This window comes from Kitasatospora sp. NBC_00374, from assembly GCF_041434935.1.
GTDB lineage: Bacteria > Actinomycetota > Actinomycetes > Streptomycetales > Streptomycetaceae > Kitasatospora.
Genome location: NZ_CP107964.1, coordinates 3,832,166 through 3,852,403, shown reverse-complemented (window position 1 = coordinate 3,852,403; position 20,238 = coordinate 3,832,166). Strand labels below are relative to the sequence as shown.

26 protein-coding genes and 1 tRNA gene are annotated in these 20,238 nt (G+C 73.5%); 8 read left to right on the top strand and 19 right to left on the bottom strand.

From position 1 onward, the window contains the following. Positions 1 to 23: 23 nt before the first annotated feature. Both OG871_RS17195 and OG871_RS17190 read left to right on the top strand, forming a co-directional pair. Positions 24 to 827, top strand: coding sequence for a hypothetical protein (locus OG871_RS17195; RefSeq protein WP_371497674.1), 804 nt, complete (start codon positions 24 to 26; stop codon positions 825 to 827). 228 nt (positions 828 to 1,055) lie between these two features. Beyond that, complete coding sequence (locus tag OG871_RS17190) at positions 1,056 to 1,457, top strand: YccF domain-containing protein (RefSeq protein ID WP_371497673.1); 402 nt, start codon at positions 1,056 to 1,058, stop codon at positions 1,455 to 1,457. Positions 1,458 to 1,506: 49 nt separating this feature from the next. Here OG871_RS17190 and OG871_RS17185 read toward each other — a convergent pair whose 3' ends face one another. Further along, on the bottom strand, positions 1,507 to 2,817 hold the full coding sequence (locus OG871_RS17185; RefSeq protein WP_371497672.1) for a HEAT repeat domain-containing protein: 1,311 nt from the start codon (positions 2,815 to 2,817) through the stop codon (positions 1,507 to 1,509). A 230-nt stretch (positions 2,818 to 3,047) separates the two neighbouring features. On the opposite strand from OG871_RS17185, the gene OG871_RS17180 reads away from it, so the two are divergent. After that, complete coding sequence (locus OG871_RS17180; RefSeq protein ID WP_371497670.1) at positions 3,048 to 3,947, top strand: squalene/phytoene synthase family protein; 900 nt, start codon at positions 3,048 to 3,050, stop codon at positions 3,945 to 3,947. Positions 3,948 to 3,983: 36 nt separating this feature from the next. Here OG871_RS17180 and OG871_RS17175 read toward each other — a convergent pair whose 3' ends face one another. Further along, positions 3,984 to 4,877 carry a LysR substrate-binding domain-containing protein gene (locus OG871_RS17175; RefSeq protein WP_371497669.1) on the bottom strand — a complete coding sequence of 298 codons (894 nt, stop codon included), beginning with the start codon at positions 4,875 to 4,877 and terminating at the stop codon, positions 3,984 to 3,986. A gap of 105 nt (positions 4,878 to 4,982) precedes the next feature. On the opposite strand from OG871_RS17175, the gene OG871_RS17170 reads away from it, so the two are divergent. After that, complete coding sequence (locus OG871_RS17170; protein ID WP_371497668.1) at positions 4,983 to 5,729, top strand: SDR family oxidoreductase; 747 nt, start codon at positions 4,983 to 4,985, stop codon at positions 5,727 to 5,729. Between the two features lie 41 nt (positions 5,730 to 5,770). On the opposite strand, the gene mug is transcribed toward OG871_RS17170, so the two are convergent. Continuing rightward, entirely contained in the window at positions 5,771 to 6,340 is a 570-nt protein-coding gene (gene mug / locus OG871_RS17165) for a G/U mismatch-specific DNA glycosylase (RefSeq protein WP_371497667.1), read from the bottom strand. A gap of 194 nt (positions 6,341 to 6,534) precedes the next feature. Here mug and OG871_RS17160 point away from each other — a divergent pair, with 194 nt between their 5' ends. After that, positions 6,535 to 7,008, top strand: coding sequence for a hypothetical protein (locus OG871_RS17160; protein ID WP_371497666.1), 474 nt, complete (start codon positions 6,535 to 6,537; stop codon positions 7,006 to 7,008). Positions 7,009 to 7,063: 55 nt separating this feature from the next. On the opposite strand, the gene OG871_RS17155 is transcribed toward OG871_RS17160, so the two are convergent. Next, positions 7,064 to 9,145 carry a DUF6596 domain-containing protein gene (locus OG871_RS17155; protein ID WP_371497664.1) on the bottom strand — a complete coding sequence of 694 codons (2,082 nt, stop codon included), beginning with the start codon at positions 9,143 to 9,145 and terminating at the stop codon, positions 7,064 to 7,066. 88 nt (positions 9,146 to 9,233) lie between these two features. After that, positions 9,234 to 9,557: a YciI family protein gene (locus OG871_RS17150; RefSeq protein WP_371497663.1), complete on the bottom strand. Its 324-nt coding sequence runs from the start codon at positions 9,555 to 9,557 to the stop codon at positions 9,234 to 9,236. Between the two features lie 200 nt (positions 9,558 to 9,757). Here OG871_RS17150 and OG871_RS17145 point away from each other — a divergent pair, with 200 nt between their 5' ends. Beyond that, the gene (locus OG871_RS17145; RefSeq protein ID WP_371497662.1) at positions 9,758 to 10,420 is read left to right on the top strand and encodes a DUF998 domain-containing protein; all 663 of its coding nucleotides are present in this window, start codon (positions 9,758 to 9,760) and stop codon (positions 10,418 to 10,420) included. A gap of 83 nt (positions 10,421 to 10,503) precedes the next feature. Continuing rightward, positions 10,504 to 10,884 (top strand): DUF1801 domain-containing protein, encoded by a 381-nt coding sequence (locus tag OG871_RS17140; RefSeq protein ID WP_371497661.1) that lies wholly within the window; start codon positions 10,504 to 10,506, stop codon positions 10,882 to 10,884. A 140-nt stretch (positions 10,885 to 11,024) separates the two neighbouring features. On the opposite strand, the gene OG871_RS17135 is transcribed toward OG871_RS17140, so the two are convergent. Then, complete coding sequence (locus OG871_RS17135; protein ID WP_371497660.1) at positions 11,025 to 11,513, bottom strand: YajQ family cyclic di-GMP-binding protein; 489 nt, start codon at positions 11,511 to 11,513, stop codon at positions 11,025 to 11,027. A 214-nt stretch (positions 11,514 to 11,727) separates the two neighbouring features. Here OG871_RS17135 and OG871_RS17130 point away from each other — a divergent pair. Beyond that, positions 11,728 to 11,808, top strand: a tRNA-Tyr gene (locus OG871_RS17130). 183 nt (positions 11,809 to 11,991) lie between these two features. Here the strand turns inward: OG871_RS17130 and OG871_RS17125 are convergent. The 13 genes from OG871_RS17125 to OG871_RS17065 all read right to left on the bottom strand — a co-directional run bounded on the left by OG871_RS17125 (position 11,992) and on the right by OG871_RS17065 (position 19,985). After that, positions 11,992 to 13,359, bottom strand: a complete 1,368-nt coding sequence (locus OG871_RS17125; protein WP_371497659.1) for a tyrosine-type recombinase/integrase — start codon at positions 13,357 to 13,359, stop codon at positions 11,992 to 11,994. A 58-nt stretch (positions 13,360 to 13,417) separates the two neighbouring features. After that, positions 13,418 to 13,600, bottom strand: coding sequence for a helix-turn-helix transcriptional regulator (locus OG871_RS17120; RefSeq protein WP_371497658.1), 183 nt, complete (start codon positions 13,598 to 13,600; stop codon positions 13,418 to 13,420). Between the two features lie 127 nt (positions 13,601 to 13,727). Then, positions 13,728 to 14,852, bottom strand: a complete 1,125-nt coding sequence (locus OG871_RS17115; protein WP_371497657.1) for an AAA family ATPase — start codon at positions 14,850 to 14,852, stop codon at positions 13,728 to 13,730. Then, positions 14,849 to 15,739, bottom strand: coding sequence for a bifunctional DNA primase/polymerase (locus OG871_RS17110; RefSeq protein ID WP_371497656.1), 891 nt, complete (start codon positions 15,737 to 15,739; stop codon positions 14,849 to 14,851). The genes OG871_RS17115 and OG871_RS17110 overlap by 4 nt, the downstream gene beginning before the upstream one ends. A gap of 59 nt (positions 15,740 to 15,798) precedes the next feature. After that, complete coding sequence (locus tag OG871_RS17105) at positions 15,799 to 16,065, bottom strand: hypothetical protein (protein WP_371497655.1); 267 nt, start codon at positions 16,063 to 16,065, stop codon at positions 15,799 to 15,801. 9 nt (positions 16,066 to 16,074) lie between these two features. Further along, positions 16,075 to 16,776, bottom strand: coding sequence for a hypothetical protein (locus tag OG871_RS17100; protein ID WP_371497654.1), 702 nt, complete (start codon positions 16,774 to 16,776; stop codon positions 16,075 to 16,077). 16 nt (positions 16,777 to 16,792) lie between these two features. Beyond that, a complete protein-coding gene (locus tag OG871_RS17095) occupies positions 16,793 to 17,152 on the bottom strand; it encodes a hypothetical protein (protein WP_371497653.1) in 360 nt (119 codons plus the stop codon). Continuing rightward, positions 17,149 to 17,733 carry a hypothetical protein gene (locus tag OG871_RS17090; protein WP_371497652.1) on the bottom strand — a complete coding sequence of 195 codons (585 nt, stop codon included), beginning with the start codon at positions 17,731 to 17,733 and terminating at the stop codon, positions 17,149 to 17,151. Before OG871_RS17090 ends, OG871_RS17095 begins: the two co-directional genes overlap by 4 nt. A 109-nt stretch (positions 17,734 to 17,842) precedes the next feature. Beyond that, positions 17,843 to 18,319 carry a single-stranded DNA-binding protein gene (locus OG871_RS17085; RefSeq protein WP_371497651.1) on the bottom strand — a complete coding sequence of 159 codons (477 nt, stop codon included), beginning with the start codon at positions 18,317 to 18,319 and terminating at the stop codon, positions 17,843 to 17,845. 122 nt (positions 18,320 to 18,441) lie between these two features. Beyond that, positions 18,442 to 18,966 carry a hypothetical protein gene (locus OG871_RS17080; RefSeq protein WP_371497650.1) on the bottom strand — a complete coding sequence of 175 codons (525 nt, stop codon included), beginning with the start codon at positions 18,964 to 18,966 and terminating at the stop codon, positions 18,442 to 18,444. A gap of 20 nt (positions 18,967 to 18,986) precedes the next feature. Then, entirely contained in the window at positions 18,987 to 19,526 is a 540-nt protein-coding gene (locus OG871_RS17075) for a hypothetical protein (RefSeq protein WP_371497649.1), read from the bottom strand. A 40-nt stretch (positions 19,527 to 19,566) separates the two neighbouring features. Further along, positions 19,567 to 19,779 carry a hypothetical protein gene (locus OG871_RS17070; protein ID WP_371497648.1) on the bottom strand — a complete coding sequence of 71 codons (213 nt, stop codon included), beginning with the start codon at positions 19,777 to 19,779 and terminating at the stop codon, positions 19,567 to 19,569. Positions 19,780 to 19,793: 14 nt separating this feature from the next. Further along, positions 19,794 to 19,985, bottom strand: coding sequence for a hypothetical protein (locus tag OG871_RS17065; RefSeq protein ID WP_371497647.1), 192 nt, complete (start codon positions 19,983 to 19,985; stop codon positions 19,794 to 19,796). Positions 19,986 to 20,238: the final 253 nt, after the last annotated feature.

The following is a 20,238-nucleotide window of genomic DNA, read 5'->3' as shown; positions in this document are numbered from 1 at the left end:
AGGGTCGGACGGGGGGAGTGGCCATGGGCGTGCGCGACACGGCGCAGGAGCTCGGGCGGAAGGCGACGGGGGTGTTCGGCAGCGCCGCACAGGCGGGGCGGAGCGTCCGGGCCAAGGCGGGGGAGGGCGACTGGGCCCGGCGGGCGCTGGCCGCGGTGCCGCCACCGCAGGCGCCGGCCGTCGAGCCGTGGGAGGTCTCGATCGCCGCGCTGATCGGCAGCCACCCGAAGGTCCCCTCGCCCGCCGTCCGGCTGCTGCACCTGCTGGACGACCTCGGCCAGGTGGTGATCGGCCCGGAGACGGTCGGCTTCGACGGTTCGGAGGTCGCCTGGGACAAGGTGCTGGAGCTCCGGCTGCACAGCACCGCAGACCTGCTGCCGGACGTCGTGGTCGACAAGGAGGTCGACCGGATCCTGGACCTCCTGCCGCCGGTTCCCGGCCGCAAGTGGGTGGTGACCAGGCTGGCGGAGGGCCTGCTCACCCTGGTCCAGGCCGCGATCGAGGCGGCCGAGCGGGAGGACCGCGGCCTGCCCTGCGAGCTCGTCCACAAGAACCTGCTGGGCCGTCCGAAGCAGCTCTCCGGCGGGCTGTTCGCCGCCGCCGCCCTGGCCGCGGCCCCGCAGGCCGCCGAGAGCCTGATCGCGACGGCCAAGGCGCACGGCGTGCCGGTGGTGGAGGTGGCCCCGGCGGACCTCGGCGTCCGGGCCGACCGCGCGCAGCGGCTGCGGGACACCTCGATCCGGCTCCAGGAACGGATCCGCGGCCTGCGCGCCGGCCCCGCCGACGAGCCGCCCGCGATCAGCCTGGAGAAGGCGCCCGCGCCCTGAACCGCGGCGCCGTCCGCCCGCCGGCCGTGCGGCCGCGCCCGCTCGGCACACCGTCCGGCGCGGAGGGCGGCGGATGCGGTCGTCGTCATTGGCCGCGGCCGTCGAGGGGAACACTCCCGGGGAGCGCTTGCCCGTGCGGCCGCCGCGCACCTCGCCGTCCCACGTGGACGGCGGCCCGGCCGGGCGTGGTCGCGGGCGAGCGGCCGCTACTGGTGGGAGGCTGTTCTCATGACGGTGATCCAAGGCATCCTGAACGTCCTGTGGCTGATCTTCTGCGGTATCTGGATGGCCATCGCGTATGCAATTGCCGGAATTATCTGCTTCATTCTAATTATTACAATTCCATTTGGAATTGCTTCTTTTCGCATCGCCGGGTACGTCCTGTGGCCGTTCGGCCGGACGACGGTGGTGCGGGCGGACGCCGGGGCGGCATCCTGCATCGGCAACGTGATCTGGCTGGTGTTCGCCGGCTGGTGGCTGGCGCTCGCGCACATCGCGACCAGCATCCCGCTGTTCGTCTCGATCATCGGGATCCCGTTCGGCTGGGCGAACCTCAAGATGATCCCGATCTCGCTGATGCCGCTCGGGCGTGAGGTGGTCGACTCGGACCAGCGCTTCGCCGGCTGGTGAGGCGCGGGCCCCACGGGCCGGCGGCCGGACGGGAAGGCGTGACGCCGGGTCAGCCCGGCTCGTCGGACCGGAGTTCGGCCCAGGTGCCGGCGGTCGCGGTGCGGGCGGCCGCCCGCAGCCGCGGGTCCGCCGAGTTCTCGGCGGCCTCCAGGGCGATGTCCCAGCCGTAGCCGGCCGGGTCGCTCTCGGCGAGGAGCCGCAGCAGCGGGGCCACCGCGCGCGGGTCGCCGCGGCGGGCCAGGCCGCGGGCGGCCTCGGCGACGACGGGGTCGGCCGGGTCGTCGAGCAGCCCGGCCAGGGCCTCCCGGACGGCCGGGGTGTCGCCCTCGACCGAGGCCAGCGCGTAGGCGGCCCAGTCGCGGACACCCTCGTCCGGGTCGGCGAGCAGCACCGTCACCGGGTCCATCGCCCCGGGATGGTCGAGGTCGAGCAGCCCGACCAGAGCGAAGGCGAGGGTGTGCCGCACCCGCGGGTCGGGGTGGTGGACGTGCCGGGCCAGTTCCGGCAGCGCCGCCGGGTTCCGCTGGTGGCCGAGCCCGGCCAGCACCGACTGCAGCACGTCCGGATCCCGCTCCTCGGCCGCCATCCGCCGCAGCAGCGCCAGCACCTGCGCGGCGTGCGGTCGCTCCCGGGACTCGTACTCGAACTGGGCGAGGACGTCCGCCCCGAACTCCCGCTCCCGGGCACTGCCCCCGCACAGCCGCTCCGCGCCCCGGAACGCCGGCTCCCCGCCCCTGGTGTGCAGCATCCGTACGGGCTCCCACCAGCCGGGGTGCTCGGTGCCGGGGCAGGCCAGGGCGCGGGCCGCGAGCTCCTCGAACGGCGGCTCGACGCCCAGTGCGCCCTCCAGCAGGCAGGCGACCGCCGCGTGGCCGTCCTGCACCTCGGCCGCCGCCAGGAGCTCGGTGCCCCGGACGAGCTCCGCCGTCAGCAGGGTGGTCCCGTCCGGCTGCTCCTCGCGGCGCACCGTCACCGTGCCGGGTGCCGCCGCCGCGAGCCGTCGGCGCAGTTCCTCCGCCGGGTCGCGGCCCAGCCACCGGCGGGCGTGCTCCAGCGGTGTCCGGCCGTCGGCGTCGGGCACCGCCGGGTCGGCCCCGGCCTTGAGCAGGGCCTGCACCACCCCGTAGGCACCGCGCTCCGCCGCCCGGGCGAGAGCCGGCGACCGGTCGGGATCGGCGCCGTACTCCACCAGCAGGGCGGCCATCGGGCCGTCGCCCGCGGCGGCCGCGACGACCAGCGGGTCGGTCTCGGCGGCGTCGGCGGGCTCGGCGGGCACGCCTGCCGCCAGCAGTTCGCGGGCCCTCGGCAGATCGCCGGCCCGCACGGCCGTCAGCAGGGCGTGGGCGTCGTCCTCACTCATGGGTTCAGCTTCCCGCACCGGGCGACGGTCGGACGGGTCCGCACCGCCGGGCGACCCGTCAGACGTTCGCGTGCTCTCCCGCTCCCCGGTAGGTGAACGGCCCACCGGCGCCGGGCCATGACGTTGCCGCGGCCCGGTGTCGGCCGGGCCGGGCCGGGCCGGACAGGATGTCGACCCGGTTGGGTACGGTGGGCGGGCATCAGACGCCCCTCGAAGGAGACCCGGCCACCGTGCCCAGCTGGCAGAACACCCTGACCGCCGCCGGGATAGCCGGGAGCGCGCGGCGGGCGGACTACACGGCCGCCGCCCGGCGGGTGCTGCGGCGCGAGCAGGCGCCGTACCTGGCGCTCAGGCTGCTGGCGGCCCCGCCGCTGGTGCCGTACCTGGCGAGCGGCCTGGCCTTCATGAACCTGGTGGACGACGTTGCCGAGACCGGTTCGCCGGAGCAACGGGTCACCGGACTGCGGGAGTTGACCGTCAGGGTCGAGGAGGCGCTGGAGTCGGGGCACAGCGGTGACCCCGTCCTGCGGGCGTACGCGCACGCCGTGCGGGCCCGCGGGCTGCCGACGCACTGGGTGTCCGACTTCCTGGCCGGTGCGGCCACCGCCGAGGCGCAGTTCGCCGGATTCGGCACCGAACGGGACTACGAGACCTATCTGGACACGTACGCCTGGCCGGGGGTGACGGTCTTCACCGGCCTCCAGTACCGGGGCGGACCGGACGCGGCTCAGGCCGCCGGCTGGCGCCGGTTCGTGGACGCCGCGCAGCGGGTGGACTTCCTCGCCGACCTGGCCGGGGACCTGGCCGCGGGGCGCCTGTGCATCCCGCTCGAACGGCTCACGGAGCACGGCGTGACCCGGGCCGAACTGGAGCGGGGCCGCGACGGGGCCGCGGTGCGGGCCCTGCTGTCCGACCAGTGCGCCCGGGCCCGGGCCGCGCTCGACGCCGCGGCCGACGTGGTCGAGCTGGCCGATCCGGGCCTGCGGCGGGTGGGCCGGACGATGACCGACCTGATGGCGCACCAGCTGACGGCGGTGGAGCGGGCCGGGGTACGGGCGCTGCGCCGGGACGTCGGCTACGGGCTGCTGGCGCCGCTGCGGATCCTGGACCGGGCCCGCCGTACGCGCTGACGGACTCCGGGGCGTCGGGGCGCCGCGGGCCGGCGGTCAGCCCGGGAGCCGGAGGTGGGCGGGCAGCACGCAGATCTCCTGGGCGAGCAGTTCGGCGAAGGCCGTGGTCAGCCTGTCCGGCCGGGTGCGGGTGTACGCGGTGAGGGTGCGCCGGACGGGCGGGTCGGGGCGCGCCACCAGGCCGTCGAAGCCCGGCGGGAGGACGTTGGCCGGAACCAGCGCGGGCCCCAGGCCGGCCGCGGCGAGCAGCGGTGCGGCGGCGGTCTGTTCGGTCCGCACGGCGACCCGGGGCTGGAACCCCGCCCGGGCGCAGGCCTGGTCCAGGACCTCGGCGAGCCCGTTGTCGGGCGCGTAGTGCACCCAGTCCCGGTCGGCGAGCGCCGCGAACGGCACGGGTCCGGCCGGCGGCTCGCCCGGCGGCAGCACGAGCACGAACTCCTCGACGCCCAGATCCCGGACCGGGCCCTCCCAGCCCGCCGGGGCGGGGCCGACGGCCAGGTCGGCGCGGCCGGCCGCCATCGCGGCCTGCAGCCGGGCGGCGTGCGGGTACTCGCGCAGCCGGATCCGCACCCCGGGGTGCCGCTCGCGCCAGCTGCGCAGTACCGCGGGCAGCGGGCCGAGGCTGACCGAGTAGACGGTGGCGAGTTCGAGTTCGCCCTCGTCCAGGCCGGCGGCCCGCGCGGCGGCGGAGTGCATCCGTTCGGCGTCGGAGAGGGCGGCGCGCGCGTACGGGAGGACGGCCCGCCCGGTGGGGGTGAGCCGGATCGAGCGTGGCAGGCGCTCCAGCAGGGGGCCGCCGACGCTGCGTTCGAGGGCGCGGATCTGGTGCGAGAGGGCGGGCTGGGTGACGTGCAGCTGCTCGGCCGCCCGGGTGAAGGAGCCGGTGTCCACCACGGTCACCAGGTATTCGAGCTGTCGCAGGGTGGCCATGCACAGATGTTATGGCAGTGGGAGAAAACAAGCCTTGGACGCATGGGTGCTGGTGGGCGGAGGGTCGGGGTGACCGATCCGCTCGCCTTCGAGGAGTCGATTCCCATGAGCACGTCCCCCTCCCGACCGCTGGCCCCGCCGTCCCTGGAGGGCCGCCGGGTCGTGGTGGTCGGCGCCGGTTCGCACACCGGCCGCCGACTGGCCATGACGGCCTCGGCGGCCGGCGCCGACCTGGTACTGGCCGGCCCCGACCCGCGGAAGCTGGAGTGGACCGCGGGGGAGCTGGCCGGCCGGGGCGAGGTGGTCCCGGTGGACCTCGCGGACGAGGCGTCGATCGCCGCGCTGGCCGCGGCGGTCGGCGGCTTCGACCACCTGGTCTCCACCGCCGCGATGCCGGCCAACGGCCCGCTGGCCGAGCTCGACCCGGAGGCCGTCCGGCGGGCCTTCGCCGCGAAGGTGATCGGCCCGCTGCTGCTGGCCAAGCACCTCGCCGGGCGGGCGGCCGACGGCGGCTCGTTCACCTTCTTCTCCGGGGTCGCGGCCTGGCGCCCGGCGCCCGGCCGGACGGTGATGGCGACCACCAACGGCGCGCTGGCGTTCCTGGTGCAGGCGCTGGCCGTGGAGATCGCGCCGGTCCGGGTGAACGCCGTCTCCCCGGGCATCGTCGACACCGGCAGCTGGGACGGCCTGGGTGCGGAGAAGGACGCCTTCCTGCGCGGCGTCGCCGAGCGCAACCCGGCCCGCCGGGTCGGCACCGTGGACGACCTGGTCCAGGCGGTGCTGTTCGCGATGGCCAGTCCGTACGTCACCGGGACCGTGCTGCACGTGGACGGCGGCGGCCGCCTCGTCTGACGGGCCGCCGGGCCGGCCGGCGGGCCCCGTGCTTCCGGGGCCTACGCGTCGCCCGGTTCGGAGAGCGTCGCGCGCAGGGCCCGGAACTCGGCGGCGATCCCGTCCAGGGTGTAGTGCGCGTTGAGTCCGCTCGGGTTGGGCAGCACCCAGACCCGGGTGTCGCCGATGGTGTGCCGCTGCGGCCCGACGGTCGCCTTCGGGCGGCCGAACGCGGCCCGGTACGCCCCGATGCCGAGCACCGCCAGCACCTGGGGCCTCAGCCGCTCGACCCGTTCGACCAGCGCCGCGCCGCCGGTCCGGTACTCCTCGGGCGTCAGCTCGGCGGCCTTGGCGGTGGTCCGGGCCACCACGTTGGTGATGCCGAGGCCGAAGGCCGGCAGCTCCTGCTGCTCGTCCGGCCCGAGCTGCCGGGGGGTGAAGCCCGACCGGTACAGGGCGGGCCAGAACCGGTTGCCCGGCCGGGCGAAGTGCCGGCCGGTCGCGCCGGACCAGAGCCCGGGGTTGATCCCGCAGAACAGCACCCGCAGCCCCGGCGCGGCCACGTCCGCGATGGTGGTGTCCTGCGCGGCGGCCAGTTCCTCGGGGGTGGGGCGGTGTGCGGTCCTCGTCATCCGCCCCACTCTGCCGCATCGGCGGGCGGCCCGTCGTGGGCCCGCCCGGACCCGGCCGCCCGCCGTGTGCGCTTCGCCACGCCGGCGCGGGGCCGTGCGGCTGCCGGGCCGGGTGGCGCCGCCGGCGCAGATCGGTGGATAGCCAGTTCGATTAATCTCCTGACCCGGACGCCCCTGATGCGCAGAATGATGAGATGTCATACGAACTGAACGCGCTGGCCGCAACCGCCGAACTGCTCAACGTGGTGGCTGCGGAGGTACCGGTCGCGCGGGTCGTGCGACTGGAACAGGGGCTGGCACTGATCCCGATGACGGACCGGCTGCACGCGGCCCTGCACCAGCCCGCCGGCGCCCAGCAGACAGGGTTCGCCTACTTCCCCGGCGGCCTCGCCCGACGGCTGGAGGCGTGGTCCCAGTCCGCTCCGATCGCCTATCTGGAGGCCGCCTACTTCGGCGGCGAGGGCAGCCAGAGCGCGGCGGTGTGGGTGGACGGCCGGCTCACCCTCGGGCCCCTGCACCTCGGCGAGGACGACCCCGACCCGGCCGAGGGCACGCCGATCTCGCAGGCGCTGCGCCGGCTCGGTGCCCGCGGCGGCGCCGGGGCGGACGAGTTCGAGACCGTTGGCCTGGGGCGGCACCGGCACCTGGAGGACTGGATCGCCGGCTGAGCGGCGCCGGGGCGGGCGCGGTCACGGCAGCGGCGGCAGCGATGCCCCCTGGCGGTCAGCCGCGCGGTTTGAGCCGGTGCAGGGTGTAGCCGTGGCCCGCCGGGTCCAGGGACTTGGTGGCCTGCTTGAAGAGGTATTCGGCCCGCCCGTAGGACAGCCGGCTGCGGCCGGTGTCCGGGCACAGGTCGGCCTCCGCCGGACGTCGGGCCGGACCGGGCCGCCGATCGGCGAGGAAGACCGGGCCGCGGGTGCGGCCGGCCAGCAGTCCGGGCAGCAGACGGGCCGTCCCGGAGCGCCAGTTCACCCAGGCGCCGCCCGCGCGGGCCCGGCGGTCGTCCAGGTCCAGATCCTCGACGTTCAGCGACAGGACGGTCGTCACCGGGGCCGCCGACTCGTGCAGGAGCCGCCACAGCACCCGCTCGCGCAGCGCCACGTCGCTCCGCCCGCAGAGCGCTTCGAGCTGGGACGCCGCCATGGCGGGCGGCCCGGTCCGGGTCTCGGCGCGCCGGTCGATGCCCGCCGCCAGGTCGTTCAGGTCGGCCAGACCGCTCCCGTCGCCCCCGTCGCCCCCGTCGCCCCCGTCGCCCCCGTCGTTCCCGCCGTCCAGGGCGTCCAGGGCGTCCAGGGCGTCCGGGGCGTCCAGGGCGGCCCAGGCGGCGAACGACCGGACGGCCGCCCGGTGCCGGTTCCAGGTCCTGGCCGCCGCCGTCCCCCACGCCGTCGCGAACACCCGCGCCACCTGCTCCGGGCTCACCGAGGCCAACGGCACCAGGTCGCCGAGGGTCAGACACAGGCGCCGCAGCGTCTGCCCGTACGAGCGGACCGTCGCGGAGTCCAGATCGTCGCGGGCGAGGAACTCCCGGACCGCCGCTCCGAGGGTGACACCTGACGGTCCGGGGCCGGCGAGCTCCTCCGCCCGGCGTTCCAGGAAGGCGCGCTCGGCGGCGTTGCGGGTGAGCGCGGCGGCCCGCAGGAACTCCACCCGGGCCTCCTCGGCGCGGCCCAGCCGGGCCAGCAGGTCTCCCCGGACGCTCGGGAGCAGGTGGTAGTCGCGCAGCGCCGGGTCGTGGAGCAGACCGTCGATCAGGCCGAGCCCCGCCTGCGGACCGTCCGCCATGGCGACCGCGACCGCGCGGTTCAGCCGGACGACCGGTGTCGGCAGCAGGTGCGCGAGGGCCCGGTAGAGGGTCGCGATCTGCGCCCAGTCGGTGTCCTCGGCGGTGCGCGCCTGGGCGTGGCAGACGGCGATCGCCGCCTGCAGCACGTACGGGCCGGGCGTGCCGCCGGCCTGGCGGGCGCGCAGCATGGCGGTGAAGCCGCGGCGGATGAGCAGTTGGTCCCAGCGGCCCCGGTTCTGTTCGTGCAGCTGGACGGGTTCGCCGGCCGGCCCGGTCCGCGCGGCCGACCGCGAGGCCTGGATCTCCATCAGCGCCACCAGCCCGTGCACCTCGGCCTCCTGCGGTGCCAGTTCGGCGAGCAGCCGGCCCAGGCGCAGGGCCTCGTGGCAGAGGCCGGGCCGCATCAGGTCGTCGCCGGAGGTCGCCGAGTACCCCTCGTTGAAGATCAGATAGAGGACCTCCAGCACGGAGGAGAGCCGCTCGGCCAGCTCCTTCCCGTCCGGCAGCTCGAACGGCACCCGACGCTCGGCCAGCGTTCGCTTGGCGGCGGCGATCCGCTGGGTGACGGTCGCGGTGCCGACCAGGAACGCCCGGCCGATCTCCTCGGCCGTCAGCCCGCCGAGCAGCCGGAGCGTCAGCGCGACCCGCGCCTCGGTCGGCAGCACGGGATGGCAGGACAGGAGCATCAGTCGCAGGACGTCGTCGTGCTGGGGCTCCGGCTCCTGCCCGCCCTGCCCCCGGTCCAGCCCGTGGGCGATCTCCTGCTGTTTGCGTTCGAGGCGCTGCGAGCGCCGGAGGTGGTCGACGGCGCGGCGTTTGGCGATCGCGGTCAGCCAGGCGCCGGGGTTGGCGGGGACGCCCTCGGCGGGCCACTGTTCGAGGGCGGCGACCAGGGCGTCCTGGGCCAGCTCCTCGGCGAGGCCGACGTCGTGGACCATCCGCACGAGGGCCGCGACGATCCTGGCCGCCTCGAGTTTCCAGACCGCGTCGATCGTGCGGTGGGCATCCAGCACGGTCATGATCACAGCACCCGCCCCGGCCGGCTCGCAAGCCGGGGGCGGGGCGGGTGGTGGGGTGCCGATGGTGGCGGCGGCGGAGCCGTGCGGCTCAGGGGCCGAAGACCTGCTGGATCACGCTCTCGCCGTCGCCGACGATCCGGCGGAAGCGGCGGGCCAGCTCGACGGCCTCCTCCTTCGAACGGACCTCCACCAGCGCGAAGCCGGCCACCGCCTCCTTGGCCTCGGCGAACGGTCCGTCCGTCACGGTGATCTCGTCGCCTGCGGACGTCACCCGGATTCCCCCCGGCTCCAGGCCTCCGGTCGCCAACAGGACGCCGGACGCGGTCAGTTCCTCCACGAACCTGGCCATCTCGACGTAGAGGTTCTCGTCCGGGGCGACGTCGGAGGGCTTGGTCGTCATCAGGTAGCGCATGGTCTCTGTCTTCTCTCTTCCCGCTTCTCGTGCGGCGGTGTACCGCGCTTCTGCCAGTACGTCGAACGGCACTCTGTGGCAGGGAACAGAGGCATTCCCTGCCACATCTCCCGCTCGACGTGTCAGCGAGAACCGAAACCGACGACCCGGCAGACCGCCGAATCGCCGAACCGACGAACCCGCGAAGGACACCCGTCACCATGACCACCGCCCAGTTCCCCGCCGCAGCCTCCGCCACGATCACCACACGCGCGCTGCTCGGCTGCGCCTCCGTCGCGGCACCCCTGTGGGCGACCGTCGCCCTGATCCAGGCCGCCACCCGGGACGGCTTCGACCTGACCCGCCATCCGCTGAGCGCACTCGCCAACGGCTCGCTCGGCTGGATCCAGATCAGCAACTTCCTGCTCGCCGGACTGCTCACCACCGTTGGTGCGAGCGGCCTGCGCCGGGTGATGCGCGGTACCCCCGGCGGCACCTGGGTGCCACGGCTGGTCCGGATCAACGGCCTCGGCATGATCGCCGCAGGCACGTTCGTGATGGACCCGGCCGACGGATTCCCGCTCGGTACGCCGGACGGGATGCCCGCGGCGCTCAGTTGGCACAGCTACGGCCACTTCGCGGCCGGCTCGATCGCGTTCGCCGCCCTGATCGCCGCCTGCTACGTCCTGGGGCGGCACTTCGCCCGGTCCGGGCAACGGCGGAACGCGGTCGCCTCCCGGGTGGCCGGCAGCGCCCTGCTGCTCGGCAACGGCTGGGCGATGAGCGGCGGCCGGGGCGGTTCGCTGACGCTCGCCGTGGGCGCGATCGCCGCGATGCTCTGGATCTCCGTGGTCGCCGCCCGGTACCGCCGCCGCAGCCGGTAATGCCCGGGCACGAGAGGCCCCCAGCCCAGCCCTTCCGTTCCGCCACCCGCAGCCATCCCGTTCAGGACAAGGACGCCCCCACCATGGCCAAGTTCGCCACCCTCGACGAGTACCTCACCGCCCTGCCCGCCGCCCAGCGCCGGATCACGGACAGCCTCCTGCCGCTGATCGACTCCGCCCTCCCGGGCGCCGGCGCGCTGTGGCACGGCCACCCCGTGTGGAGCCTGGGCGCGGCGCCGGGCAAGAACCCCGTCTGCTACCTCAAGGCGTACGCCAACCACGTCGCCTTCGGCTTCTGGCGCGGCCAGGAGCTCTCCGACCCGTCCGGCCGGTTGGAGCACGGCGCCCGGCAGATGGCCGGGCTGAAGCTCCGCGACCCGGCGGACATCGACGCAGACCTCGTCACCGACTGGCTGAACCAGGCCCACGCGCTGGAACAGGCCACCGCCGACACCGCCCGGTGACCACCGGGCCGCAGGCCGGCGCAGGCCGGAACGGAGAAGGGCGCACCGCGGGCGGCGACCGAAGCGGGCTTCGGGCCGGTGCCCCGCGATGCGCCCTTCCGGGCCGGAGGGCTGATGCTCCGGCAGGTCGGGTCCGCGTGTCAGCGGTAGTTCACGAACTGGATCGCGAACTCCAGGTCCTTGCCCTTGAGCAGAGCCTGGATGGACTGCAGGTCGTCCCGGGACTTGGAGCTGACCCGCAGCTCGTCGCCCTGGACCTGGGCCTTGACGCCCTTGGGGCCCTCGTCACGGATGATCTTCGCGACCTTCTTGGCATCGTCCTGCGTGATGCCTTCCTTGATGTCCACGGAGATCTTGTACTCCTTGCCGGACAGCTGCGGGTCGCCCGCGTCCATCGCCTTCAGCGACAGACCGCGCTTGATGAACTTGTCCTTCAGCACGTCCAGGATCGCCTTCACGCGCTCCTCGCCGTTGGCCTTCATCTCGATCTTCTCGCCCGACCGCTTGATCTCGGCGCCGACGTTCTTGAAGTCGAAGCGGGTGGAGATCTCGCGGGAGGTCTGGTTGATCGCGTTGTCGACCTCCTGCCACTCGACCTTCGAGACGATGTCGAAACTGGAGTCGGCCATGGGTGTTGGTCTCCTTGCGGTACTGGCTTCACGGTCTGGGGCCACCCGCCCGGGCAGCCGCCACCCCAGCCTATCCAGCCCTGCCCCCGGCCCGCGGCAGACAGCCGCGACCCGCCCTTGATCATCACGTGACCAATCGAGTGGCGAACCACCCCCGTCCATCAGGTATCGTTTACGACGTCGAACGGGGCGTGCCCCGCAAGACACCATCCCTGGCTGGTTGCCCGAGCGGCCAAAGGGAGCAGACTGTAAATCTGTCGCGCAAGCTACGCAGGTTCGAACCCTGCACCAGCCACCGGATAGCAAGACCGGCCCTGAACTGCGGAAACGCAGTTCAGGGCCGGTCTTTTTGCGCTGCAAGTGGCCTTGCTCCATGAGGGTCAAAATTAGCCCTATGTGCCGGTTTGTCTCACCTGTGTACCGCTCCTGACCAGCGCGTGTGGGACATGTGTGGGACCGCTCTGGCCCGGTCTTGTGATCAGTCCCACTCGCTGAGGGCTTCGGCGATTCGGCGGTTCGCAGCGTCTGTCGCACCGTCGAGGCACTTCGCGTAGACCCTCAGCAGAACAGCGATGCTGTGCCCGGCCCGGCGGGCGCACTCGGCGGGGTCGACCCCCGAGTTCAGCCAAAGCGAGATCCCCGCATGCCGTAGGTCGTACGGACGGGTGGCCAAGGGGGATGCGGCCTGCTCGGGCGTGAGTGCCTTCTCCCGGGCCTTCTTCCAGACCACGCCGTAGCCGCTCTCTTGAACGAGGCCGCCTCGCGACGTACGAAACAGCCGCCCGTCCGGAGCAACGCCGTGCGCGTCGATGTGCTCGCGCAGCGCGGTCACCAACTCGGGCGGGATCGGGATCGGTCTGGTCTCCTTGGCCGGTCGCCATTTGAGACCCCGAGTGTCATGCGGCGTGCCGCTATCCGTCCATGAGCTGCCCACCCGCGGCCGAGATCCGTCGATGGACAGGAGACCGAAGCCGCTGACGGGCAGGTGGCAGTTCGCCTTACGCAACCAGACAGCCTCAGCCGGCCGCATGCCGGCGTGGTAGAGACAGCCGAAGAACGCCTTCAGATGCTCTCCGCGCTTCCCCTGCTCCTGTACTTTGCCGAGCAGCCTGCGAACCTGCTTCGGGTTCGCGACGACGGCGGGGTCCACCGCCTCTGTGGTCGCGGGCGGAGTCCACTGCACCTGATGCAGAGGGTTGTGGGGGAGTCGCCGTGCCTCGACCGCATAGCCCAAGGCGTTGTGAAAGATCGCTCGCTTGCGGCGGACGGTGTGCGGCGAGGACTTCGACCCGTCGAGGTTGAGCGTGAAGGCGGTCAGCACTTTCCGCATCAGCAGCGGTTCATCCAGATGGCTCATCGGGATGGACTGCCGCTCTACCCACTCCAAGACCTTCTGCACCTTGGCAGGTGGTGCGTCCCGCCATCGGTTGACGTTGAACGCCCAGCTGTAGAGCGCCGTCCGCACGTCCTCGGTGGACGGCATGCCGAGGCGGGACGTCACCAGGACGGGCGTGGCGGTGGCCAGCATGTCAGCGATAGTGGTCCGTGTTTTGGCCGGTGCGCCCGCCCACTTCATCTCTGTGAAGTCGCGCGCATGGATGTACCAACTGACGTCGTCTTTCGCCCGAACCTCCGTCATCGGCAGGCCGGTGATCTCATCGAACGGCACACCGTCGTTGATGGCAGTGAGCAGTTTCGCCCGCCTGCCGTCCGCCTGCGTCTTGCTCTTGAATGTGCTGGAGAACGGAGTGTCCCCCACCCTCCAGCGCAGTTCGTAGGTGTTCTGGCCGGCTCGAACCTTCTCGCGAATAGCCCAAACACGGGCCTTGAACGTGGGCTTGGGCATCTCTGGCTTCCTTTGGATGGGCGTCCCCGGACTAGTGCCCGGGGCCGGGCGAGCGTGGTCAGGCGGCGTCCTGGCTGTCCCACCAGGCGTCAAGGGCGGCGCGTGTGACGCGGATTTGCCCGTTGGGCAGCTTCTTCATCGCGGGTGCCTCGCCACGGGCCCGCATGCGGTAGAAGGCGGCGCGGGACATCCGGACCTCGGTGAGGACCTCGGCGAGCTTGAGCGTCTGGAGCCTTGCCATGGTGGGGTTCTCCTCAACTGCGTTGAGACGGATGGACAGGACAGTTGTGCGCACGTGTCCGGGACGCTGTCCGGCCTGACTGTGCTGGTCAGCGGATGTGACCGGACAGCCGGACAGGCCGGACAGTTCAGGGGATGGGGAGCGTGTCCGGCGGGGCAGGGGCGGTGTAGGCGCCCGTGGTGTCCCGGTTGAGTTGGCCGGCTTCGGCCATGCGGGAGCAGGTGCGGCGGGTCAGGTCGACGTCGAGTCCGGTGGCGGCGGCGATGTCCATGGGGCGGGCGCCGGGGTGGGTGCGGACGTGAGTGAGGATGGTGGCGCGGGTGTCGCCGATGGTGTGGTCACTGGCGGGGCCGTTGAGGAGGAGCCAGCTTCCGGTGTCGGGTTGGAAGCTGAGGGCATGTTCGTTCTCGTCGACGTCGCGGCCTGTGATGTGAAGGACTCCGTCTGCCTTGCCACGGGAGCGTTTGAGGACGAGGGTGGCGTCGGCGGCCCCGGCGAGGCCGTTGGTGCCGGAGACCTCGGCAAGGAAGTCGTCGGAGCCCATCTTGCGGACGTGGTGGACGAGGATGACGGCGACGGCGAAGTGGTCGGCGATGGCCTTGATATGGCCGATCGCGGCGTAGTCGGCGTCGTAGGCGGAGGCGCCCGGGGCGGAGATGCCGCGGACTTTGGCGAAGACGTCGATGACAACCAGGCGGGCGGTGGGATTGGCGCCGAGCCAGTTCGCCAGGAGCTGCGCGCCCTGGGGCATGGGCGGGCACTCGGTCATGAGGGTGAGGCCGTCGGGGGCGGGGCGGTGGGCGAGGAGCTTGCTCATGCGGTTTTGGAGGCGGCGGCCGGTGTCCTCCAGAGCGAGGTAGAGGACGGGGCCGGCGGTGACAGGGACCGTGCCGAAGACGGGCCGTCCGGCGGCGACGTCCAAGCCGAGGCCGAGAGACAGCCAAGACTTGCCGACCTTCGGCGGCCCGGCGAGGAGGCTGACGCCCTCGGCGAAGAACCCGGGGACGGCCCACTTCGGCTCGGGAAAGCGCGTGGCCATCAGCTCGGTGGCGGTCCACACGGTCTTCGGCCGGGCTGCCTGGTCAGCCGCCGGGAGAGCGGGCGCCACCGGTGTCAGGGGCGGGCCGGGGGTGGGCCAGGGGTCCGGCCATGGGTCGGGTTCGTCGGGCCAGGGGGCGGCAGGGTCGTCGTCGGTGACGATCCGCAGCCGGGGCGCCGGGGGCGTGGTGTCGGGGTCGGCGGGGCGGGTCATGCGGCGAGGGTTCGGGGTCGGCGGGCTCCGGCTTTGAGGCCGGAGGCGATGGTGCGGGCGATCTCGCCGGGCTTCTGGCCGACCTGGTGGGCGGCGGTGGTGAGGTGGGTGGTGACCTCGGCTTCGGTGAGTCCGCCGCCGGCGACGATCTGGCCGAGGGCGACGGCGGCCAGGTAGAGGGCTTTGTTGTGTCCGTCGGCGGGGGACGTGAGAACGCGCTGGATCTCGGCGTTGATGGCGACGTGCAGCCACTTGGAGCGGCGGTCGTCGCTGCGCAGCGGGACAGTGACGGGCTTCTGCGGGGGCAGCGGTGCGGGGGTGAGCAGGGTGGCGAGCCAGTCGGGGAGCGGGGCCACAGGGGCGTCTCGGACGGTGGTGTAGGGGCCCTTGGGGGTGAGGCTGCCCGCGGCGACGACCAGGCCGCCGCCCGCGCGGGTGTCGATCTTCCAGCCGAGTCCGCCTCGGTCGCGGCCCTGGGTGTTGCGCAGGCCGGCCCCGGGCAGGGCGGCGAAGTAGAGATGGGTGCTGCCGCCGGGGCTGCGGACGGTGTAGGTGTCGTCGGGCAGCGGCTGGCGGTGGCGTTCGCAGATCGCGGCGAAGACGTCATGGCCGTCGTGGATGCCGGGCAGCGCCCACGCCTCGGGTGGGGTGTCGTCGCTGTCCTTGGGGGTGTCAAGGTCGACCACCAGCAGGCCGGAGGGTCCGCAGGCGATGCCGACGTTGTACTGCCTGGTGCTCCAGCATCGGCGGATCCGGCTGGGGTCGAGGGTGGCGCGGCTTTCCCAGTTTTTGACGGCGGGGCGCTTGCCGTAGGGGATGAGCGGGAAGACGTGCCGGCCGCTCGCGGCGGCGGCGAGGGCGGCGGTCAGCAGCAGGTTTGCGGTCATGGGTCTCCTTCCGGCGGGGCCCCGGGGCGGGCCGGGTGGGTCACCCCGGGGCCGGCTGGTCAGGTGGTCGGGTCGGGGTTGAACGGCAGCTGGCCGTCGATCTCAATGTGGGGCTCGGGCGGCATGAGCTGGTCGAGGGCGGCGCGGTGCTGGTGGTCGTTGTCGGGGCAGATGGCGCGCCGGTCGGCGGTGAGGAGCCAGCCGCACCGGCGGGCGTTGTGGGCGGCGATCTCGGGGGTGTCGAAGAGGGGGAGGACTTCGTCGGCGTCCTCGTCGCCGCAGACGTCGCAGGTGACGATGTGAAAGGTGATGGCGCGGATCGGCACGGCGGCCTCCTACGCGGCCTGGAGGCGGCCGGTGGCCGGTGCGCTGAGGGTGTCGGTCCAGGTGGTGCGCAGGGCGGTGCGGTCGTGGCGCTCGCGGGCGGGGGCGTCGGGCTTGTGGTCGAGGCGTACGGGCATCTGGAGGCCGAGGAAGTCGTGGCCGACGGCGACGAGCAGGGGCTTGTCGGGTCCGGCGGACCAGGTGGTGATCGGCTGCCAGCGTTCGGCGGCGGTGGCCCAGCGGGCGAGGAACGCCGCGCTGTAGAGGGCCTCGGTGTTCTGGTGGGGCTCGGCGGCCAGGGCGGCGGAGAACAGCGGGCGCCACTTCGGGAAGCGGCGGGCGAGGGAGGCGCTGGCGGACAGCCGCAGGGTCCGGGTGCCGTCGCTGACGGTCAGGAAGCCGTCGGGGTGTCGGGTGCAGCCCCGGTCGTGGGTGAGGGTGAGGTCGGCGGGGCGGCGGCGGGTGGGGAACAGGGCGCGCAGGGCGGTGAGGTCGTGGCGGGTGATGAGCGCCCGCCACGGCTCGGACCGGTCGTTCTCGGCGGCCTCGCGGCGGGCGAGGGCGAAGGTGTAGCGGTCGGTGGCGGCGGCGAACAGGTGGGTGCCGGTGGCTTCCAGGTAGATGCCGTTGAGGATCGGCAGGGTGTCGTCGGTGCTGATGTGCGGGGTGAGCTGGCGGACGATGGCGGGCAGGTCGGTCAGGGTGAGGGACACGGCTTTCTCCCGGGTGTCAGAGGTCGAACAGGGAGTCCGGCGCGGTGGCCGGGGCGGTGGCGCGCTGGGTCTTGCGGGCGGTGGTTCGGGCGCCGTCGTGGCAGGTGGGGCACCAGGCGGCGAGGGCCTGTTTGGGCAGGGTCGCGGCGCGGTGCGGGGGTAGCAGCAGGGCTGCGGAGTCGGCGGGGGCGGCGATGAGGTGGACGGTGCCGCCGCCGTGGTGCTGCTGGTGGCCGCCGTGTTCGCGGGGGCAGCGTCCGCCGTCCTTGGTGTGGTTCTTGCCGCAGGTGCCGCGGCACTGGCAGCGGCCGGAGGCGGCGGCCATGACGGCCTGCCACAGGCCGGTGTCGGCCAGCGGCGGTACCCGGGGCGTCACCGCGTACCGCCGGTGAGGTCGGCGACCAGGTGGGCGTGCGCGTTGGCGTACCCGGCCAGTGCCCGGACGGCGGCCTTAGCTTCGCGCGTCATGACTGGGCCCGGCCGGGCCGCGGTGGGCGTGACGAGGATCCGCTCGGGCACCGGGAGGTGCAGGGTGGCGGTGGTCAGCAGTGCGGGCCGGTCGCCCTGTTCGGGTGCCTCCAGCGCCGTCCACCGCGCGTCGGACCAGGGGTCGTGCTGGGTCTGCCAGTCCAGGACGCGGGCGGGCCGGTGGGTGAGGGCGTGGTGGCGGAGCGGGATCGTGATCCGCAGGGCGAGCCGGTAGTCGTCCGTGATGACGGTGGTCAGGTCGGCGAGGTCGGGGCGGGTGCGGACGTAGCCGGGGTACATGATCGGGCTGGTGGCGGTCGTCCAGGCGGCGGACGCGAACTCGACCGGGGTCAGGGGCCGGTCGCCGTCGCGGAGCAGGTGGGCGCGCTGGGCGAGGTAGGCGCCGTAGCGGGAGTGGCCGTCGGAGGCGCGGGAGCGGTCGTAGTCGTCGTCGGTGACGGCGAGCGTGTTGGTGCCGAAGTCGGGCATGCTGGTCCTCTGGTCTCGTGAGAACGGGGCTGGATTGGCCCCGCAGCGGCCGGTGTTGCCCGGCAAGGTCGTCCGGCCGCTGCGGGGTTTCGTGCTGTCCGGGGGCCTTCTAGAACGGCGGTTCCTCGCTGTTCTGCGGCGCCGCCCCGACGGGTGCCGGCCCGGCGGGCGCGGCGGTGGACCACTGGTCAGCGGCGGGGGTCGTGGCGGCGCCGGGGCGCTGGGTCTTGGTGACCTTGGCGGTGGCGAACCTGAGGGACGGACCGATGTCGTCGAGGTCGAGGCCGAGCATGGAGCGGTTCTCGCCCTCGGGCGTCTGCCAGTTGTGCTGGACGAGTCGGCCGGTGGCGACCACGCGCATGCCCTTGGTCAGGGACTCGGTGGCGTGTTCGGCGATCTCGCGCCAGGCGGTGGCACGCAGGAACAGCGCGGTGCCGTCCTTCCACTGGCCGGTGGTCTTGTCGTAGGTGCGCGGGGTGGAGGCGATGGTGAAGCGGGCCATGGCCACGCCGTTGGGGGTGAAGCGCAGTTCGGGGTCGTCGGTCAGGTTGCCGACGACGGTGATCGGGGTTTCTCCGACGGACACGGGGTTTCCTCCTGGTGAGGTGCGCGGTGGCTTCGGGAGCGGGTCTGTCCGGTCCCCCGCACCGCCTACCAACCGCCTTCTGAGCGGGTGTTGGGCGGCACGGCCGGTCGGGCAGGCCGGCGTCAGGCGGCCGTGAGCAGGTGCTCGATGCGGTAGGCCTCTTCCTCATCGCGGGTGATTGCGGTGTCGTGGTCGGCGAGCCAGCGGCGGGAGCGGTGTTCGAGACCGAGATGGTGGCGGTTGCGGGCAAGGGCGTCGGCGGCGGTCGCGGGGCGACCCATCTGGACGACGTGGACCAACTCGTGCACGAGGGTGGGGAGGATCTCGTCCCGGTCGCGCATCGCGGCGGTGTGGAGCAGGACCAGCGCGCCGCCGTCCGCGGTGGGCACGGTCAGGCCCTGGGCGTCGCGGGCGGCCCGGCGGTGGTGCTCACGCTCGCGGGTGGCACGCCACCAGGTGGGGGCACCGCCGGTGGCTTCGGCGACGGCGGGGCCGAACGCGGACGGGTGGGCGAGGCGTACGAGGGTGGTCGGCATGGTCTCGCGCATGTGCCGTTGGACCAGGTGGACGGCGTCGGGCAGCAGGCGGGCGACGGTCCGGCGCAGGAAGTACGGGCCGTCGGGGTGCAGGGTGACGTTGCCGGTCAAGGGATGTGTCCTTTCGGGTGTCAGCCGTGGGCGCGGGCGGCGGCGATGTCGAGCTGGCGGTGGACCTGGGCGGCGGTGCGGCCCTCGGTGTCGTTCCACTGGTCGACGGAGTGGATGGTGGGGTCCTGGGTGGTGAATTGCTCCATGAGGAAGCGGCGGGCGCGCATGGCGGTGGCCTCGGTGCCGTATCCGGCGGCGAGGACGGCGAGTTGGGCGCCGAGCAGGCAGCGGCGGCCCTGCTCGTCCCACAGCCGGCCCTGGCACCAGCCGTGGACGGTCAGGTAGCGGGACAGGAGCCGCAGGTGGGTGGCGGTGTCGATCGGCGTCGGGGCCGGCGGGCGGCGCCGCAGCCGGTCCAGGCGGGTCGGCTGCGGGCGGGTCAGGCCCAGATCCCAGGCCACCGGGGCCCGGCCGTGGACGCAGACGGCCGGGGCGGCGGGGTGCAGGGGTGCGGGCCGGGTGGCGAGGTAGGCCTCGATCTCGCGGACCAGGGCGCCGCCGTCGGCGACGAACGCGAGGTCCGGCAGGCCGAGTACGGCGGCGGTGCGGGTGGCGGGCATGGGTGGTTCCTCCGTTCGTATGGCCGTGGGCGGCGTGTGGTCAGCGGGTCTGGTGGATGAGTGCGCCGAGGAGTTCGGGGCGGTTGGCGGAGCCGAGGTAGCGGCCGTCGCGGGTCCACAGGTGCCACCACTGGCCCGGGTGGGTGGTGCTGGCGGTGTGGGCGCCGGTGAGGTCGGCGTGCGCGAAGACGTCGAGGACGATGTCCTGCCCGGGCTCGGGCTGGGGCTCGATGGTCTGGCGGGTGGTGGTCATGGCGGGTTCTCCGTTCAGTGGAGGTTGGCGAGGGCGTGGATGAGGCCGGTGATGGCGTGGTTGACGGCCGGGGCGATGCCGGTGGAGGCGAGGTAGAAGCCGAACAGTGCGGCGACGACGGCGCCGCTGACGGTGACGGCCTTGGAGCGGAGCATCAGGGCGAGCGCGACGCCGAACAGCAGCGCGGCGGACACGGTGAACAGCACGAGCGGGCTCCCTTCCCGGGAGGCTGGTTTGGGTGGATTTGGGTGCGGCATGGTGCCCTGACGGGCCCCTGCCGGGCCGGGATCGCCGCAGGTCGGCGGGGTGACGGATCGGGCCGAACCCCTGACGCACCCTGCCGCAGCACGCTTCCGGAGGCAGGGCGCGTCAGGGCAGCCGACATGGGCTGCAGGGCTGTGACCTGCGGCGTTGCGGAAGGGTCAGGCGTCCGTCAGGGTGGCGAATCGGGGCAATCCG